The 16,391-nt window shown below is 58.0% G+C and carries 14 protein-coding genes and 2 tRNA genes; 7 read left to right on the top strand and 9 right to left on the bottom strand.

The features are described 5' to 3' along the window. Positions 1 to 283 precede the first annotated feature (283 nt). From HZB29_07120 to HZB29_07135, 4 genes are all read left to right on the top strand, one after another. The gene (locus HZB29_07120) at positions 284 to 1,006 is read left to right on the top strand and encodes a 16S rRNA (uracil(1498)-N(3))-methyltransferase (protein ID MBI5815368.1); all 723 of its coding nucleotides are present in this window, start codon (positions 284 to 286) and stop codon (positions 1,004 to 1,006) included. 2 nt (positions 1,007 to 1,008) lie between these two features. After that, a complete protein-coding gene (locus HZB29_07125; GenBank protein MBI5815369.1) occupies positions 1,009 to 2,196 on the top strand; it encodes a pyridoxal phosphate-dependent aminotransferase in 1,188 nt (395 codons plus the stop codon). Between the two features lie 215 nt (positions 2,197 to 2,411). After that, positions 2,412 to 2,488: transfer RNA gene (locus HZB29_07130), tRNA-Asp, on the top strand. Positions 2,489 to 2,723: 235 nt separating this feature from the next. Next, entirely contained in the window at positions 2,724 to 4,955 is a 2,232-nt protein-coding gene (locus HZB29_07135; protein MBI5815370.1) for an NADP-dependent isocitrate dehydrogenase, read from the top strand. A gap of 95 nt (positions 4,956 to 5,050) precedes the next feature. Here the strand turns inward: HZB29_07135 and HZB29_07140 are convergent, their stop codons facing one another. The 4 genes from HZB29_07140 to HZB29_07155 all read right to left on the bottom strand — a co-directional run bounded on the left by HZB29_07140 (position 5,051) and on the right by HZB29_07155 (position 8,952). Beyond that, positions 5,051 to 6,202: a hypothetical protein gene (locus tag HZB29_07140; GenBank protein ID MBI5815371.1), complete on the bottom strand. Its 1,152-nt coding sequence runs from the start codon at positions 6,200 to 6,202 to the stop codon at positions 5,051 to 5,053. Between the two features lie 7 nt (positions 6,203 to 6,209). Further along, a complete protein-coding gene (locus HZB29_07145) occupies positions 6,210 to 6,800 on the bottom strand; it encodes a transporter substrate-binding domain-containing protein (protein ID MBI5815372.1) in 591 nt (196 codons plus the stop codon). Positions 6,801 to 6,892: 92 nt separating this feature from the next. Continuing rightward, a complete protein-coding gene (locus HZB29_07150) occupies positions 6,893 to 8,110 on the bottom strand; it encodes a tetratricopeptide repeat protein (protein MBI5815373.1) in 1,218 nt (405 codons plus the stop codon). Positions 8,111 to 8,205: 95 nt separating this feature from the next. Beyond that, complete coding sequence (locus HZB29_07155) at positions 8,206 to 8,952, bottom strand: helix-turn-helix domain-containing protein (protein MBI5815374.1); 747 nt, start codon at positions 8,950 to 8,952, stop codon at positions 8,206 to 8,208. 108 nt (positions 8,953 to 9,060) lie between these two features. Between HZB29_07155 and HZB29_07160 the strand changes: the two genes are divergently transcribed. Next, complete coding sequence (locus tag HZB29_07160; protein ID MBI5815375.1) at positions 9,061 to 9,300, top strand: helix-turn-helix domain-containing protein; 240 nt, start codon at positions 9,061 to 9,063, stop codon at positions 9,298 to 9,300. Between the two features lie 92 nt (positions 9,301 to 9,392). Next, on the top strand, positions 9,393 to 9,770 hold the full coding sequence (locus HZB29_07165; GenBank protein MBI5815376.1) for a hypothetical protein: 378 nt from the start codon (positions 9,393 to 9,395) through the stop codon (positions 9,768 to 9,770). Here HZB29_07165 and HZB29_07170 read toward each other — a convergent pair. Genes HZB29_07170 through HZB29_07180 form a run of 3 tightly spaced genes read right to left on the bottom strand, consistent with a single transcriptional unit; the run spans position 9,767 to position 14,416 of the window. Then, complete coding sequence (locus tag HZB29_07170) at positions 9,767 to 11,707, bottom strand: response regulator (protein MBI5815377.1); 1,941 nt, start codon at positions 11,705 to 11,707, stop codon at positions 9,767 to 9,769. The two genes, HZB29_07165 and HZB29_07170, sit on opposite strands and share 4 nt — an antisense overlap. Beyond that, entirely contained in the window at positions 11,704 to 12,099 is a 396-nt protein-coding gene (locus HZB29_07175) for a response regulator (protein ID MBI5815378.1), read from the bottom strand. Before HZB29_07175 ends, HZB29_07170 begins: the two co-directional genes overlap by 4 nt. Continuing rightward, positions 12,089 to 14,416 carry a GHKL domain-containing protein gene (locus tag HZB29_07180; GenBank protein MBI5815379.1) on the bottom strand — a complete coding sequence of 776 codons (2,328 nt, stop codon included), beginning with the start codon at positions 14,414 to 14,416 and terminating at the stop codon, positions 12,089 to 12,091. The genes HZB29_07175 and HZB29_07180 overlap by 11 nt, the downstream gene beginning before the upstream one ends. Before the next feature lie 283 nt (positions 14,417 to 14,699). Here HZB29_07180 and HZB29_07185 point away from each other — a divergent pair, with 283 nt between their 5' ends. After that, entirely contained in the window at positions 14,700 to 14,900 is a 201-nt protein-coding gene (locus HZB29_07185) for a hypothetical protein (GenBank protein MBI5815380.1), read from the top strand. An 87-nt stretch (positions 14,901 to 14,987) separates the two neighbouring features. Here HZB29_07185 and HZB29_07190 read toward each other — a convergent pair. Next, a tRNA-Ser gene (locus HZB29_07190) sits at positions 14,988 to 15,077 on the bottom strand. 103 nt (positions 15,078 to 15,180) lie between these two features. Continuing rightward, entirely contained in the window at positions 15,181 to 16,290 is a 1,110-nt protein-coding gene (locus HZB29_07195) for a chemotaxis response regulator protein-glutamate methylesterase (GenBank protein MBI5815381.1), read from the bottom strand. Positions 16,291 to 16,391 lie beyond the last annotated feature (101 nt).

Below are 16,391 nucleotides of genomic sequence, written 5' to 3' on the forward strand. Positions count from 1 at the left end.
CCCAGGTTGAGGAAAGTGAGCGGTTATAAACACCTGCCAGAACTGCGTGAGATCATGAAACGGGCTCTGGCGGGGAAGATAATGGTGAAAGCGGCGTGACGGTCATGCCGGGAGTTTCAACTAAAAAAGGGATTGACTCATTCTTGATGTCGAAGGGAAAAAATATTCGGGTAAAAGCCGATTACCATATCGGCGCTCCATTTTCTAAAAATGAGGCTTTGGAACCATGTGGTTACGCGGAAACCATAAAGAATCTGGCCGTTTCAATTAAATAAAACATTCCTTGCGCCACTTCATCGTCTCCCCGCTTGCCGTGTCCGGTGATTCGGTAACCATCACGGGGCAGGACGCGCATCACATACATCACGTGCTGCGGCTTAAAAAGGGGGACGAAATCACTGTCGCCGCGGGCGAACCCGGCCGTCTGCTTTGCGAGGTGGCGCACATCTCAAAAGAAAGCGTAACCGCCACGATCATCGCCAGACTGGCCGAGCTGGAACCGGCCGGGCCAAAAATCATCCTCGCACAGGGACTGCCCAAGGGTAAAAAGATGGACGATATCGTGCGCATGGCATGCGAGCTGGGTGTTGCGGAAATAATCCCTGTGGTCACCCAAAGGTGCGTGGCAAAAATCGGGGACAACGCCGATTCCAAAGTTGAACGCTGGAACGCCGTTTCCATCGCCGCCGCCAAACAGTCCCAGGCAAGCCATGTGACGGCGGTGGCCGGAGCTATGCAAATCGGCGCGCTCCCCTCCCCTTCCGGCTCGAACATCTCCATCGTTTTATGGGAGGAGGAGTCCCGCCCGCTAAAAGAGATACTTCAGACCGCGCCAAAGCCGGACAGCATAACAATCGTCATCGGGCCGGAGGGGGGATTGGCGAAAGATGAAGTCGAATCGCTCAAATCGCGTGGTTTCTCCTGCGCTTCCATCGGCAATAAAATCCTGCGCACCGAGACAGCCGGAGTGGCGGCGGCGTCCATGATTTTGTATCATTACTCATGAGCATGGACAAAGGCCACGTCTCCGGAAAATCGGGCGAAATCCCGCCGTTCATGGTGATGGACGCCATGGAAAAGGCGAAGCTGATGGAGCGGGCCGGGGAGAACATAGTCCACCTGGAGATCGGCGAGCCGGACTTGGACACGCCTGATGTGATAAAGCGGGCAGGCGTCGCGGCGATAAACGAGGGGCGCACAAAATACACCCACAGCCTGGGGCTTATCGAGCTTCGCGAGGCGATCTGCTGGCGGATGAAAAAAGAATACGGCGTCACCGTCGGCCCGGACAGGGTGCTGGTCTCCACCGGCTCGTCGGCGGCGCTGTTCCTTGCGCTGGCGGCGGTGATAGACCCCGGCGACGAGGTGATACTCTCCGATCCGTGCTACGCCTGTTATCCGAATTTCATCACGTTCCTTGGCGGGAAACCTGTGCATGTCCCTGTTCGCGAGGACGATGGTTTCCAGTTTTCGGCTAAAAGTATCAGCGAAAAAATCACCCCCCGCACCCGGGCGATACTTATAAACTCACCGTCCAATCCCACCGGGACGTTGCTTGATGCTGCGGCGATGCGGGAAATAGCCTCGCTCGGCCCCCTTGTGATTTCCGACGAGATATACCATGGCATGGTATATGAGGGCCGGGCGGACACGATATTGAACCATACGGACAACGCTATCGTGATAGACGGATTCTCCAAGCGCCACGCCATGACCGGCTGGCGGCTGGGGCATGCCATCGTCCCGGAGCGCCTCCTGCGCCCCATGCAGAAGATGCAGCAGAACTTTTATATTTCGGCCTGCAGCTTTTCGCAATGGGCGGGGGTGGCGGCCATCCGCCATGGGGACGAAAGCCTGGCCATGATGCGCGACACATTCAATAAGCGCCGCAGGTTCCTGCTGGAACGATTGGGCGAAATCGGCCTTGCGCCAAAATGCGAGCCGAAGGGGGCCTTTTACGCGTTCGTCAACGTTTCCCGGTATTCCAGGGATTCGGCGGCCTTCGCCGATGAAATACTGGAAAAAGCGAAGGTGGCGGTGACGCCCGGTATTGATTTCGGCCCCGGCGGAGAAGGTTTTATAAGATTAAGTTACGCCAATTCCGAGGAACGTATCGGCGAGGGAATCACCAGATTGAAAGCTTTTCTGGATGAATATAACCACAGAGCCACGGAGGCACGGAGAAAGAAATATTAATCTGTGGGATTCAAATGTCCGGATGATCCCGCAACTTCAAGCCAATGCGCCTTTCCGCCGCTAATGACAATGTATTTGTCCGCCGGACACCCCGGCAAGCCACTTTTGAAAAAGAAGAATTATCTCTGCGCCTCTGTGGTGAAAAAATCCTTGTCCACAAAAAAACCATTTTTTATTGACTTCGGAATTAGGCGCTGACATACTTATTAATTCGCGGGGTCGTAGTTCAGTTGGTTAGAACGCCGGCCTGTCACGCCGGAGGTCGCGAGTTCGAGTCTCGTCGGCCCCGCCATTATTTGCGTCCCGCCGCTTCCGGCGGCGGATCGCGCTTCCCCGCCGCCATCCCAAAACCCCCGAAAAACGGCCCAGAGTCCGCTTCCTTCTATTAGAAGCTTAGAGAAGGGATTTATGGTATCCTTTCTGTTCGCTCATGAAGCCTCATGAATGGGTAGTATACCTACCACTTGTTCATGATGCCTTATGAATGGGAAACACCCGTTTATTAAACCGAAACAAAAGGAAGACAGATGGCAGGCAAAGAACTGAAAATTTATTGGACCGAGACCGACGAAGCGCCCATGCTGGCGACTTATTCCCTGCTCCCCATCATCCAGAAATTCACCGGCGGATGCGGCTTTTCCGTGGAACCAGCGGACATATCACTTTCCGGCAGGATACTGGCCAACTTCCCCGAAAACCTGACGGAGGCCCAGCGCATTCCCGATTGGCTAACCCAGTTGGGAAAGCTTGCCGAGACCCCGGAGGCCAACATCATAAAGCTTCCGAACATCAGCGCCTCGGTGCCGCAATTGAAGGCGGCCATAAAGGAGCTGCAGGAAAAGGGCTACAAGATCCCGGACTATCCGGAGAATCCGGCCAACGACGCCGAAAAGGAGATCAAAACTCGCTACGCAAAGGCCCTGGGCAGCGCCGTGAACCCGGTGCTTCGCGAGGGGAATTCCGACCGGCGCGCGGCGGTGGCGGTGAAAGAGTACGCCCGCAAGAACCCGCACAAGATGGGGGCGTGGTCGTCCGGCTCCAAGACGCACGTTTCCACCATGACCGGAGGGGACTTCCGCTCCAATGAAAAATCGGTGACCGTGCCTGAGGCCACATCCGTGAAAATCGAACTGGCGGGCAAGGACGGCAAGACCACCGTGCTAAAGGAGAAACTCTCCCTTAAGGCCGGCGAGGTGATAGACGGGACGTTCATGAGCAAAAAGGCGCTTGTGAAGTTCATCGAGGAACAGGCCGAGGACGCCAAAAAGCAGGGGGTGCTCTTCTCCTTGCACCTGAAGGCCACGATGATGAAGGTGTCCGACCCGGTGATGTTCGGCCACGCGGTGAAGGTGTTCTACAAGGACGTTTTTGAGAAACACGCCGCCGTCATCGCGGAGCTGAAAGTCAATGTCAACAACGGGCTTGGCGACCTGTACGCCAAGATAAAGAGCCTGCCTGCGGACCAGCAGGCGGCCATCGAGGCGGACATAAAGGAGTGCTACAAAAACAGGCCGGCCATCGCCATGGTCAACTCGGACAAGGGGATAACCAACCTCCACGTCCCTTCCGACATCATCATCGACGCTTCCATGCCGGCGATGATACGCGAGTCGGGCAGGATGTGGGGACCGGACGGGAAACTGGCCGACACCAAGGCGGTGATCCCGGACCACAGCTACGCCCCGCTTTACCACGAGACTATCGAACATTGCAAAAAGCACGGCGCTTTCGACCCGCGCACCATGGGCACGGTGCCAAACGTGGGCCTTATGGCGCAAAAGGCGGAAGAGTACGGCTCCCACGACAAGACGTTCGAAATCCCGTCCGACGGCGTTGTGCGGGTGGTGGACGCATCCGGCAAGACGCTCATCGAACACAATGTGGAGGCGGGGGACATCTGGCGCGCCTGCCAGACCAAGGACGCCCCGATCCGCGACTGGGTGAAGCTTGCCGTCACCCGCGCCCGTGCCACCGGCGCACCGGCCATCTTCTGGCTGGACGCGGACCGCGGCCATGACGCGCAGATCATCGAAAAGGTGAAAACGTACCTTAAGGACCACGACACCTCCGGGCTGGACATCCGCATAATGTCCGTTGGCGAGGCCACCCGCCTTTCACTGGAAAGGATGAGGGATGGCAAGGACACCATCTCCGTCACCGGCAACGTGCTGCGCGACTACAACACCGACCTGTTCCCGATCCTCGAGCTTGGCACCAGCGCCAAGATGCTCTCCATCGTGCCGCTTATGAACGGCGGCGGCATGTTCGAGACCGGCGCGGGCGGCTCGGCGCCAAAGCACGTGCAGCAGTTCGTGGAGGCGGGGCACCTTAGGTGGGACTCGCTCGGGGAGTTCCTCGCCCTTGCCGAATCGCTGGACCACATGGCAAGCGTCACCGGCAATGCGAAGGCTGCGGTGTTCGCCAAGGCTCTACACCAGGCCAACGGCAAGTTCCTCAACTCCAACAAATCGCCGTCGCGCAAGACCGGCGAGTTGGACAACCGCGGCAGCCATTTCTATCTTGCCATGTACTGGGCGGAGGCTTTGGCCGGGCAGACCGGCGACAAGGATATCCAGGCCCGTTTCACCAATGTGGCAAAGGAACTGGCCGCCAACGAGGCCAAGATCATCGCCGAGCTTAACGGCTCGCAGGGCAAGCCAAACGACATCGGCGGCTATTACAGGCCCGACGCGGGAAAGGTCTCCAGTGCGATGCGCCCCAGCCAGACCCTCAACGCAATCATCGGCTCTATTGCATAGAGGGAAACGATTGCGGCGCCAAGGCCGTTTGATTTGAACAAGCCGCCGGGCCTGATAAAGGCCTGGCGGTTTTTTTCGCCTTTACAAAGGTGGGTTCACGCCTGGGCTGCGGCCGGGATGGTGAATATGAACCTGCTCCCCCTGCCGGGCATGGACTCCGCCCATATGGTCCCTCCGTGCCGTTCCACTATTTTCTTGCATATGGAAAGGCCTATCCCCGACCCCTCGTATTTGGCCGTGGAATGGGCGCGCTTGAACGGCTGGAATATCTGTACCAGGTATTCCTTTTCAATCCCCACCCCGTTGTCCTCCACAGCTATTTCCCACATCCCTTCGACCCTGCCGGCGCGGACGGCCACAAGCGGCGGGGCGTCGCCGTGGAATTTTAGCGCGTTTCCGATGAGGTTCTGGATCAGCCGCTGTATGGAGTCCGCGTCGGCCATTATCTCCGGCAGGCCGCTCCATTCCACCTTTCCCCCGGTCTCCCGCAGCCGCTCGGTCAGGTCCCTGCAAATGTTTTCCATCACCGTGTCCAGGCTCACGGAATTTATGTGAAGGTCCGTCCTCCCGGCCCGGGAGAGGGCCAGAAGGTTCTGTATCATGGCCATCAGCCGGGTGGCGGCGTTTGTTATGAAATGTATGTCCTCCTTGGCCCTGGCCGAAAGGTCCTTTCCAACGTCCTCCACCAGAAACTTGCTGTAGCTTGAAATTGTCCGCAGCGGCTCCTGCAGGTCGTGGCTTGCGGCGTAGGCGAACTCCTCCAGCTCCTTGTTGGCGATCTCCAGTTTCTTCGTGTGGCCTTTCACGGACTCTTCGGCGCGCATGCGCTCGGCGACCTCCGTCTGCAGCTTGCGGTTCGCCTCCTCCAGCTGCTCGGTGCGCTCTATCACTCTGCGCTCAAGCCCTTCGTTCAAGCGGCTTATTTCGCCCTCCGCCCGCCTGCGCCCGCCAATTTCCAGGGTAAGTTTTTTGTTCAGCCGCATTACGGTCACATAGCGCCATGCGAACATCACGGCCATCATCAGCGCAAGGGCCGCGCCCCCCGCCATGGAAAGCCTGCGCGGGGTCCAGTAAGGCTCCGGCTTGCCATACCATTTGACGTATATGCGCCGGTACTCCTCCTGCCCCACAAATCCCTCGATGGCCTTGTTGATCTTCTCCAGCAAGACGGTCTGCCCCTTGCGGACGGCTATCGCCCTCTGGATTTCGGTGATGGGCGCCCCGGACACTTTTATCCGGTCCTCCACCCCGGATTCACGGGCCAGTTGAAGCAGTGTGGGCCGGGCAGGCGAACGAATCTATCTTCCCGGCCAGCAAATCGAAAAGGCCGGTCTGGAAACTGTCATAGGTGGACAATTGAAGGTTGCGGTGGTTTTTCAGTTGCTCATACGCCACGCTCCCCTTGATCGCGCCCACATTGTGCCGCCCGCCAGTCAAATCAATTTCCGTCCCGTGCGAACGGATAAAAAAGGAGACCGGGAACGCGTCGATCGGCGAGGAGAACACCAGGAACTCGCCCCGCTCGCCGCTGATCCCGGCGCCGGGGGCCACGTCGGCCTCCTTGTTCTTCAACTTTTCAAAGACATCGGCCCAGCCGCGTCCATAGATGTATTCGACTTTAAATCCGGCGCGCACGGCTATCTGGTTCATCACCTCCACCGCGAATCCCGCCGCCCTGCCTGTGCGCTGGTCGTAATAGTATGTGGGCGGGGAATCGAAAGGAATCACCGCCACAACCTTTTCTCCGGCTGGAACATGCTCTGCGGGCTTTGCAGTGTCTGCGGCGCAAACAGCCGCCTGAAAGAGCAGGTAAAGGATAAGGGCGAGTGATAGTGAGTTTTTCATGCAGGGCCGCTCACATCTTGTTGATACTTCCACAGACATTATAACAAGCGCTTTGGGGAGCGATGTAACTATTTGGTGAAAACGCCCCCATTTTAGTCCATGGCAGGGTCCACGATAACCCTGCTTTTTTTCGCCGATGTCTTGTCCTGTGTCTTCTTAAATACCAGTATCCTGATCTTCCGGATCATATCTTTCGCGCCGGGGGGGGATCCGTTTTGCCGTTCCATGGCCTCGGCGGCGCCCTCCAGCTTTTCCAGCCACCTTGTTATCCGCCAAGGGTCCGGCCTGCTCTCGGCCACTTCGTCGAATATGTTCTCCACCTGGTTTAGCATCAGGTATTTCATCTCGGCGTTCCCGCCAAAATCGCTCTTCTCCACAATCCCCTTCAGCTTTATGCAGGCATCTTCCACCTCTTTTTTGTCGATGGCGCCGGGAGCCTCCAGATGGGCCTCGAAATATTTTTCCATCATCTGCTCTTCCTGGGCCATGTAGAAGTCCAGGGCGGACTTGGCTATTTCGTGTGTGCGCAGCAGGTAGGCCTTCTCCTCGTCGTAGGAGCTCTCCCCGTCGTCCACCATCATCCCACCGGCGAAATCCTTCTTTTTCCCCTCGGCGATGGACAGCCCCTCCTTGATCTTGCCGATGGCCGCCTGCACGTCGTTCTTCTCCCAGTACGCGCGGCCAAGGTTGTAGTAGAGTATCTCGTCGGCCGGGTCTATGAATATGGCCTTCTCGTAATTCTCTATAGCCTCGCCGAGAAGCTCCTTCTTCCTTAAGTAGATGGCGAATTCGTTGAAGGTGTGCTTGTTGGCCTGCTCATATATCTGGTTGGCCTCCCTTATCTTCCGGAAGATGGCCATCGCCTCCTCCACAAGGTTCTTCTCCATCTTCGCCTTGCCCATGCCTATCTGGGCCTTGATGTTGCTCTCGTCCAGATTCAGGCTCCGCTTGAACATGTCCTCGGCTTCGTCGAGCTTTTGGTTGTCCAGGTGGGTCTCCCCCATGGCGGCGCGGTTCTCCGCCATTTTCATCCGGATTTCCTCCACGGTGCGCGGCAAAAGGGGGCAATCATGCTCGGAACAGGACTTGTACCGCTCCTTGAAGTCGGCCAGGTTCACGTTTTCCGCGGCGATCTGTCCTGTGGGGTCCCCCTTTGCGTCCATCAGTTCGAGGGCCACGTTCCCGTTTTCAAGCTGCTCGATGTAGTAATGGACGGTCATGGACGGAGCGGCGCCCTCCTGCGGCTTGATTTCGAAACAGCGGCCGATTTTTTTCTTTGATCCGGCGGAGCCTTGTTTTTTGTCCGGCATGCGGCCTGATTATCAGTGATGAGAGTAGCTGGGATATTTTAGTTTTTTTGAATGAGTGAATGAAACATATATTTTTCGCCCCCGGGGTTTTCGCTCTAGAAAATACCCCCCTCGAAATTCCGCCACGCGCCGATCACAAGGCCGAGGATGGGGTTTTCGTTCCGGCGCATGTCCACCCCCCGCACCCGGTCCGATACGTTAAGCGGCGCAAGGTACAGCCAGTGCCCCTCTTTCTGCAGCGTGTTTGCGGTGACCTGGCCTGCGGTGTAAATTGCGTACACCTTTTTTTCCATCACCCTCTCCCGGTCCACGTCCCGGTCTATCACCACGATGTCCCCGGACGAAAGGTACGGCAGCATCGAATCTCCGTCCACCCTGCAGGCCACAAGGTTGCTGGAGCCGCCAAGCTCCTTGAGGGCCTTCATCCGCAACAGTATGTGGTCTATCACATTTTCTTTTGTGATGATCCCGCCAGCCGCCGCCACACGCCCTTCCGTCAGCGGCACACTCACATAGCCGCCATCGGCCCCCGGGGGAAAGGCCGTCTCCGCAAATCCCTTTGCCGAGGCCCGGGATGGCGCCAGATGGAAGTGGAGCGGAGAACTGTCCCTGATGTCGCTTGGAAGGGGGCGGCCCGTCAAAAGCCTTCCCAGGTCCACCCCTCCCTGCCCGGCGATTTTGAGCAGGACGCCGATTTCCGGCAAAGCTCCCTCCTCATACCTCTTCACAGAGGTGTGGGAGACGCCGATAAGCCCGGCGAACTCCTTGAGAGTCCTGCCAGCGCGGATCGCCCTTATCCGTCCGGCCAGGCCCCTCCTGTCAACGGCGCCTGGTTTACGCATCCGTTAAAAATGGTATTGACTTTTTACGCTATAGTTAATTAGCATTATAGGCGCGCCGGGCCGGATTTGGCAAGGCGAAAAGGTGGTCCAACCAGGGGGAGGCTTTTTATGGCCGGCAGGAGGAATAGAGGGGGATTGTTTGCGTCCGGTTCACCGGCCAGTGGCGCCGCTCAATACCTGCGGCGCAAATTTTTTACAACTACCCAGCTTGCTTCCCGATGGAAGGTAAGTTCCGTCACGGTGATCAGGCTCATTGAGGAAGGCCAGCTTAAAGGCTTGAAAATCAGGAGGATGTACAGGGTGAGCGTGGAATCGGTGGAGTCTTACGAACGCAAGGTGTCGTTCTGATTTTTTTTGCGGCCGCCACACGCCCACATTTTCACTTTTTTTCCCGGAATGCATTATAATTAAACCCTGTTTGACTCCTTGAATATGCACGGATGAACGATCAGCAACGCCCCGCGGCGATACAGGATTTCCTCAAGGAACTCTCCGCCGCCACTAATGACGTCGTGTCACTGGCCGACGTGAAGGCTCCGGAGCCTGCCGGGGTGGCCAGGATCATCATCTACGCCACCCGCGTCCGGGACATACACCACAGGCTGCTGGACGGATACAACGCCGCGGAAGGCCGGTCGCGGATCATAGAGCGTTTCTTCAACCAGTGGAACAACATGGTGTTCGGCGTGCTCTATACCGCCGACGTGCTGGAAAAGAAAAAAGCTCTCACAGGCCGACAGTTTGAAATATTCCGCGCCGCCCTCGACGAGATTATCCGTTACACGAAAAAATTCGGCGCCACCTACGGCGGACGCTAAACCGCTCCCGCGCCCGGAATCACCGTGCGGACCATCTCGGTCACCTCCCGGTCTATGAGCGGTTTTGAGATAAATCCCGCCGTCCCCATGCCGGTCAGCTTTTCCATCCACTCCGGCCCGGCCTCCGAGGACATGACCAGCACCGGGATCCCCTTTGTGGCCTCCCCTTCCTTCAGCCGCCGCACAAGCTCTATCCCGTCCATCACCGGCATGTTGATGTCCGTTATCACAAGGCCGGGCTTCTGGGCTCCGGACGCCGCCAGGGCATACGCCTGCTCGCCGTTCTCCGCCACCATGGTGGAAAGCCCGAGCCCCGAAAGGATATCCTTCATCAACTCCAGATAAGCCTCGTTGTCGTCCACCACCAGCACGCGCGTCCGCTCGGCCGGCGCGGGGGTGAATGAAACGTAGAACACGCTCCCCTTGCCCGGCTCGGACTCCACAGTGATGTCCCCCCCATGGGCGATCATTATCTCTTTGCACAAAGGAAGCCCGAGCCCGGTCCCCTTTTCGCCGGAAGTCCCCTTTGTCGTGGTCTTGACCTCCTGGCGGAATATGTCGCGCATTATCATTGGATCAATTCCCTTCCCGGTGTCCCGCACCGCCACGCAGCATGTACTGCCTGCGGGAATGAACACCGTCACCGTGTCGCCGCCGCTGCAAAACTTCACGGCGTTGGACAGCAGGTTGTTCATTATTTCCAAAAACAGGTCCGCATCCGCCATCACGGTGGTATTCGGCGGTATTTCCGGAAAGATCTTCACCCCTTTGGCCTTCGCAAGGTAAATGTGGCTCAATATCGAAGTGGCCACAACTTCGTTCACCGGCACTTTTTCGATGGAGGGGACTATTGAGCCCGAAGAAAGCCTTGTAAGGTCTAAAAGCTGGTCTATCATCCGCAAAAGCCCTTCGGAGGAGGCTATCGAATATTCGAATAGTTTTCCGTGCTCGTCGTTGAGGCTCGGTTCCGCGGCCTCTTTTATATGCCGCAGCATTCCGGCTATGGAGGCAATGGGCGACCTTAAATCGTGGGTGACCAGCGACAGGAACTTGTCCTTGAGCGCCGTGGCCTTTTCGGCGTTTTCCTTGGCGGCCCGCAGGGCCTCCTCCGCCTTTTTCCGGTCAGTCAGGTCCACCGCCACCCATATCACTCCGCCGTCCGGTTCTTCCGGGTTTATCGCCCGCCCGTACAGCCCGCACCAGAACAGGCCGCCGCCGGCCCTTTTCATGCTCTTCTCGGCAAGGCAGCCTTCCCCGCGCATAAGCACAGGCTCGGCGTCCGCGATGAACGACGTGAAATCCTCCGGCGACGGCCAGAGAATCTCCATCGAGCCGCCCACCGCCTCATCCCTGCTTATCCCGAAAAGTTCTTCGATCTTCTGGTTCACCCGGGCGATCCTGCGTCCCTTGACGAACATGATCCCCACAATCGCGTTCTCCAGTATCACGGTCTGCTCGGCCTGGGTCTGCGCCAGCTTTTGCTCAATGTCCTGGTTCATCAGGGCCAGCGCCTCGTTCTGCTCTTCTATCCGCTTGTCCGCGAAATGCGCCTTTATCGCCTCGGTGACGGTGATTATGATGTCGTCCTGCTCCCACGGTTTCCTTATGTAGCGGTACAGGTTGGCCCGGTTGATGGCGTTGCCCACCGCCGCAAGGTCCGCCTGCCCCGTCAGCATTATCTTGAGCGTCTTGGGGAACATCTTGTGGACGCGCACCATAAGCTCGTCCCCTTTCATGCCGGGCATGATCTGGTCGCAGATCATCACGGGGAAATCGTGGCCGTCTTTATGGAACGATTCGCTCAGGAATAGCGCCTCTTCGGCGCTTTCGGCGGTCTCTATGCGGTAATCCCCCCCCAGGGCGCGGCGAAGCTGTTCTTTGAGGCTTGTGATGACTATTTTCTCGTCGTCCACGCAAAGGATCACAGGTTTTTTCATAACCTCTCCAGCCCTGTCCTGATCACGTTCACCAGATCATCCTCGTTCCACGGCTTGCTGATATGGGCGAAAAGATCCGCCTCATCCGTGGCGCGCCGCACCGCCTCCTCGTTGGCCTGCCCGGTGAGCATCACCTTTACGATGCGCGGGAACCGCTTGTGCACCTGTATCAGGAATTCGTCCCCCTTGATGCCGGGCATCAGCCAGTCGGAGACTATTATCAGTATCTCCACCCCCCCGGCCACCAGCTTTTCGATCACCTCCATGGCCTCCTCCGCGTTCTCGGCCATCTCGTACATGTACGCGGGGCCGAAATTCTTGCGAAGCTGGCTTTTAAGGCTGTTGAGGATTATCTTCTCATCGTCCACGCAAAGTATGGCCTTATTCGCCATTTTCCCTCCTTGACGCTCCCCCGTTTGAATAAAGCGGCAGGACCACCGTGAACACCGTCCTGCCGGGCCGGCTTTCGGCCATGATCCGCCCGTTATGCTTATCTATTATCTTTTTCACTATGTCCAGCCCAAGCCCGCTCCCCTCCCCTTTGGGTTTGGTGGTGAAAAACGGCTCGAATATCCGCTCCATTATGTCCGGCGGGATGCCGTGGCCGCTGTCGGCAATGGTCACCACCGCCGTTTCCCCCTCCTCGGCGACGCGGATCTCCAGCCTCCCCTTGTTCCCCATGGCGTGCAGGGCGTTGTGGATAAGGTTCGTCCACACCTGGTGTATCTCGTCGGCGTGGCATAGCACAAGGGGATTATGGCGGTAGTCCTTCACCACCTCCACCCCGTGCTTTATATTGTGATGGTACAGCGTGAGCACCGTCTCCAGCCCTTCGGTGACAGCGCTTCCCGTCATCTTGCCGCTATGGTCGTGATGCACGTATTTTTTAAGGGCGAACACAACCTTGGCCGCCTTCTCCACGGCCATGCCGATGTTGAAGCTGTTCTTGCGCAGCGACACCAGGTCGTACGCCACGTTCAGGGACAGCAAATGTGTGTCCTCCTTCAGGGCCGGGGCAAACCCGGAAATCCCTTCGAACAACTCCATGTCCACAAGCATGTCCGCCACCACGTCCGCCTCCGCCACTCCCTCTTTCTCCAGCATGGTGGTGATCTTGCCTCGCAACTCCCGCTCCTCCCGCGCCGAAAGGTTCAGCTTGCCTGCACCTGCCTTCCCCACCATCTCCCACAGCGACGCGATCCTTTCCGGCGGCAGGCTCGCCAGCAGGCCGGGCAGCTTTCCCATCGCCCCGTCCAGCGAAGCGTGGATGTTCCCCACCGATGCGCGTATGGCCCCCAGCGGTGTGTTTATCTCGTGGGCGATGCCGGCGATAAGCTGGCCGAGCGCCGCCATTTTCTCCGTCTGCACAAGCTTTCGCTGGCTCTCCGAAAGTTCGCGCGTGCGCTCCTCCACCTTCCTTTCCAGCTCCACGTTGGCGTTCTCCAGGGTCACCTTGACCAGCTTCTCCTGCTCCAGCGCGCGGCTCTGGGCAAGCTCCCGCTCCCTCTGGATTATGCTTATCCTGTCCGCCAGCGCCAGCGACAGCAGCACCATCTCAAGGAGGAAACCGGCTTCCATCACATTGTCGGCGAAAAGGCCGTAAGGTATCGCCCCAAGCACTCCAAGGATGAATATGGCCATCCCCGCCAGGGTGAAAACGAACGCAATCAGGTAATATCGCGCCGAACGGTTGCCCAGCCTTAGACTTTGGACGCCCGTTATCAGCAGGAGCACGTCGAAGAAAAGGGGGGAGACCTCGGTGAAAACGCTTACGGGGGTGAAATACGGGGAGACATAGATCAAGGGAATAAACACCGCGTGGGCCGCCGCATAACCTTTCAGCCAGCGGTTCATATGCGGCAGCGTTTCCGCCGTGGAGAGGAACCGCATGGTGAACAACACCCCGGTGATCTGCACGAGGCTGCCGAAAAGGTGATTGGCCTTGTTGCCCCACCACACGCTCTCCGGCCAGAAATACTGGAACGATATCCCTTTAAGGGAGAGCGTCAGCACGGTCATTGCGGCAAGGTACAGGGCGTAATAAAGATAGTTTGTGTCGCGCAGGCTGTAATAGAGGAGGAAATTGTACGAAAGCAGCGCCACCGACGCCCCCACGAAGAACCACATGAAAATGGTGAAAAAGGTGTTGTACCGGTGATAACCCGCCGCTGTGAGCGCGACTATCGGGAACTCGGCCAGATCCTCCGAAACTATGCGGACGTAAAGGTCGGCCTTCTCTCCGGCGACGAGTGGGACTTCAAATGTAATCAGCGGATTCGGGATCGTCCATTGGGCGAAAGGTATCTGGTCTCCGGCCATTGAACGGCGGATGGAGCCGTTTGCCTCCACCTGATATAACTCCACGACGGAAGCCCACGGGTGCGCCAGCTGCAGATACAACGGCCCCGCGGCGCCGGTGGAGTTCACAACGGACGCGTGATACCACACCGCCGCTCCCGTCCAGCCGATGAAGCGGTTTTGGGTGAATTTGCCGGCGAATTCCGGCATTGCGATATCGGCCATGCCCAGCTTTTTATCTGGATCGAGGAACACTTCAAAATGGGGGCGCATTTTGTAAACGTCCGTGCCATCGGCGATCACCAGCGCGTCCGGGGCGGCATAAGCGGAACCTGCGGACACCGCAAGGCATACCGCAAGCGTCAATGCCGCCAGCAGGTTTTGCGCCTTGGGCCTGTTCACACGAATCATTACAGATTTCCTATAAAGCTTATTTTGACCCCACATAGCCGCCTTGGATGGCGGACATGTGATTTTAGACCCTAATTGACGGCGCTTTCAAGCGGCATAAGCTGATTTGAGCGCGGAGGCTTCCCTGTGGCCGGGAGTATAAAAATTCTAAACGTTGGCATGCCATATAATGGGACAAATCATCCAAAATGCCGGGTATCCGGGCAAACCATATCCAAACACCGCCGCGCCGCCATGTATTGATTCTGTTAGCAACAAATAGAAATGTCCGGTTTAGTAGCACATGAATTGTCTGCTTTTTCCATCCGGTGATTTCCGATTAATCCCGGCGTGGCCGCAAGCGGCGGACTTGAGGCACGCCTCCATCGCCACGGCCAGCACGGAGGAATACGCCAGGAACATGCTCCACCAGATGCTCGGGGAGAAGAACGCGGCGGCGGCTAGGCGGCGCAGGGACAAGGCATTTTCCAGGCGGTCTGGCTGAACAAGTCTGGCCTGCATATGCGGGCCGCTTAACCGGCGTGATTCCCGGGATTCTGGAATAGCCGGGGCAAATAAGCGGTATTTATATTGGCGGAGAGGGGGGGATTCGAACCCCCGGTACGGTTTCCCGCACACACGCTTTCCAGGCGTGCACCTTCAACCGCTCGGTCACCTCTCCGAAGCTTGGGATTATAACCCAAACGGCGGCCAGAGCCACAATTTTATCCTTAGATATTTAAATAGGCGCAGGCGGGAAAGGAAGCGTTCAATACGCGAAAATATCAGTGAATCGTCCCCTTGAGCACGTCTATCTCCCCCGCCAGCCGTGATATGAGCGGCGCGATCTTGCCGAGGGGCTGAAGGCTTTCCGCCGCCCCCTTTTCATACGCCACCTTGGGCATGCCGAACACGACGGAAGTCTCTTCGTCCTGGGCCACCGTCCGCGCGCCGGCTTTGCGCATCTCCAGAAGCCCGGCGGCCCCGTCGAATCCCATGCCGGTGAGGATCACCCCGATGGCGTTGGCCCCCGCCTCGCGCGCCACCGATTTCATCAGCACGTCCACAGACGGGCAATGGCCGTTGACCTTTTCCCCCGGCTGGCAGATCGTCTTGTATGTCCCGCCAAGCTTTAGCAGCGAAAGGTGCAGGTCCCCGGGCGCCACAAGCGCCTGGCCGTTCCTCACCACGTCGCCGGGCTCCGCTTCCTTCACGGCGTACCGGGAAACGCCGTTGAGCCTTTCGGCGAACGCCTTGGTGTAGGCCGCGGGCATGTGCTGGACTATCAATATGCCTGGGGCGTCCGGCTCCATTTTGGCCAGAAGGTCCCGCAGCGCCTCAGTCCCCCCGGTGGACGCTCCAATGGCCACGACCTTGTCCGACATGGGATTTGAAACAGGCTTGGCCGGCGCGGCCATGAGCTTTTGGGCGGCAGGCAGGGCGCGTTTAAGATGAGAAACGTTGATCCGTGAGGCGGCAACCACCTTCTCGGCAAGCTCCGCGAGCATTGCGCCCACCCCGCCGGCAAGCTCCGCGCTGGGCTTGGGCACAAAGTCCACGGCGCCGGCCTCCAGCGCATCGAGGGTCACCTGCGCCCCCTCGCGGGTCAGCGAGCTGACCATCACCACGGGGATTGGGTGTTGGGGCATGAGCCGCCGCAGGAACTCCACCCCGTCCATTTTCGGCATGTCCACGTCCAGGGTCATCACGTCGGGGTTGAGCTCGATTATTTTGTCCCGCGCCTCGAACACATCCCTGGCGCTGCCCACCACCTCGATCTCAGGCCGCATGGAAAGCCCCTGGACAAGGATGTTGCGCACAAGTGGCGAATCGTCCACCACCAGAACCCTGGTCTTATTATTAACCGTCTCATAATAGTATTGACATAAGTGGATATATGCGTTACGCTGTAGTCCATGAAGAATACAGATGGGCGCGGGCTTGATAGTAAGACATTGACGCAGTTGCGCAAGCGGGCTGTGGCCTGTGTGCAGAG

Source organism: Nitrospinota bacterium, assembly GCA_016235255.1.
GTDB lineage: Bacteria > Nitrospinota_A > UBA7883 > UBA7883 > JACRLM01 > JACRLM01.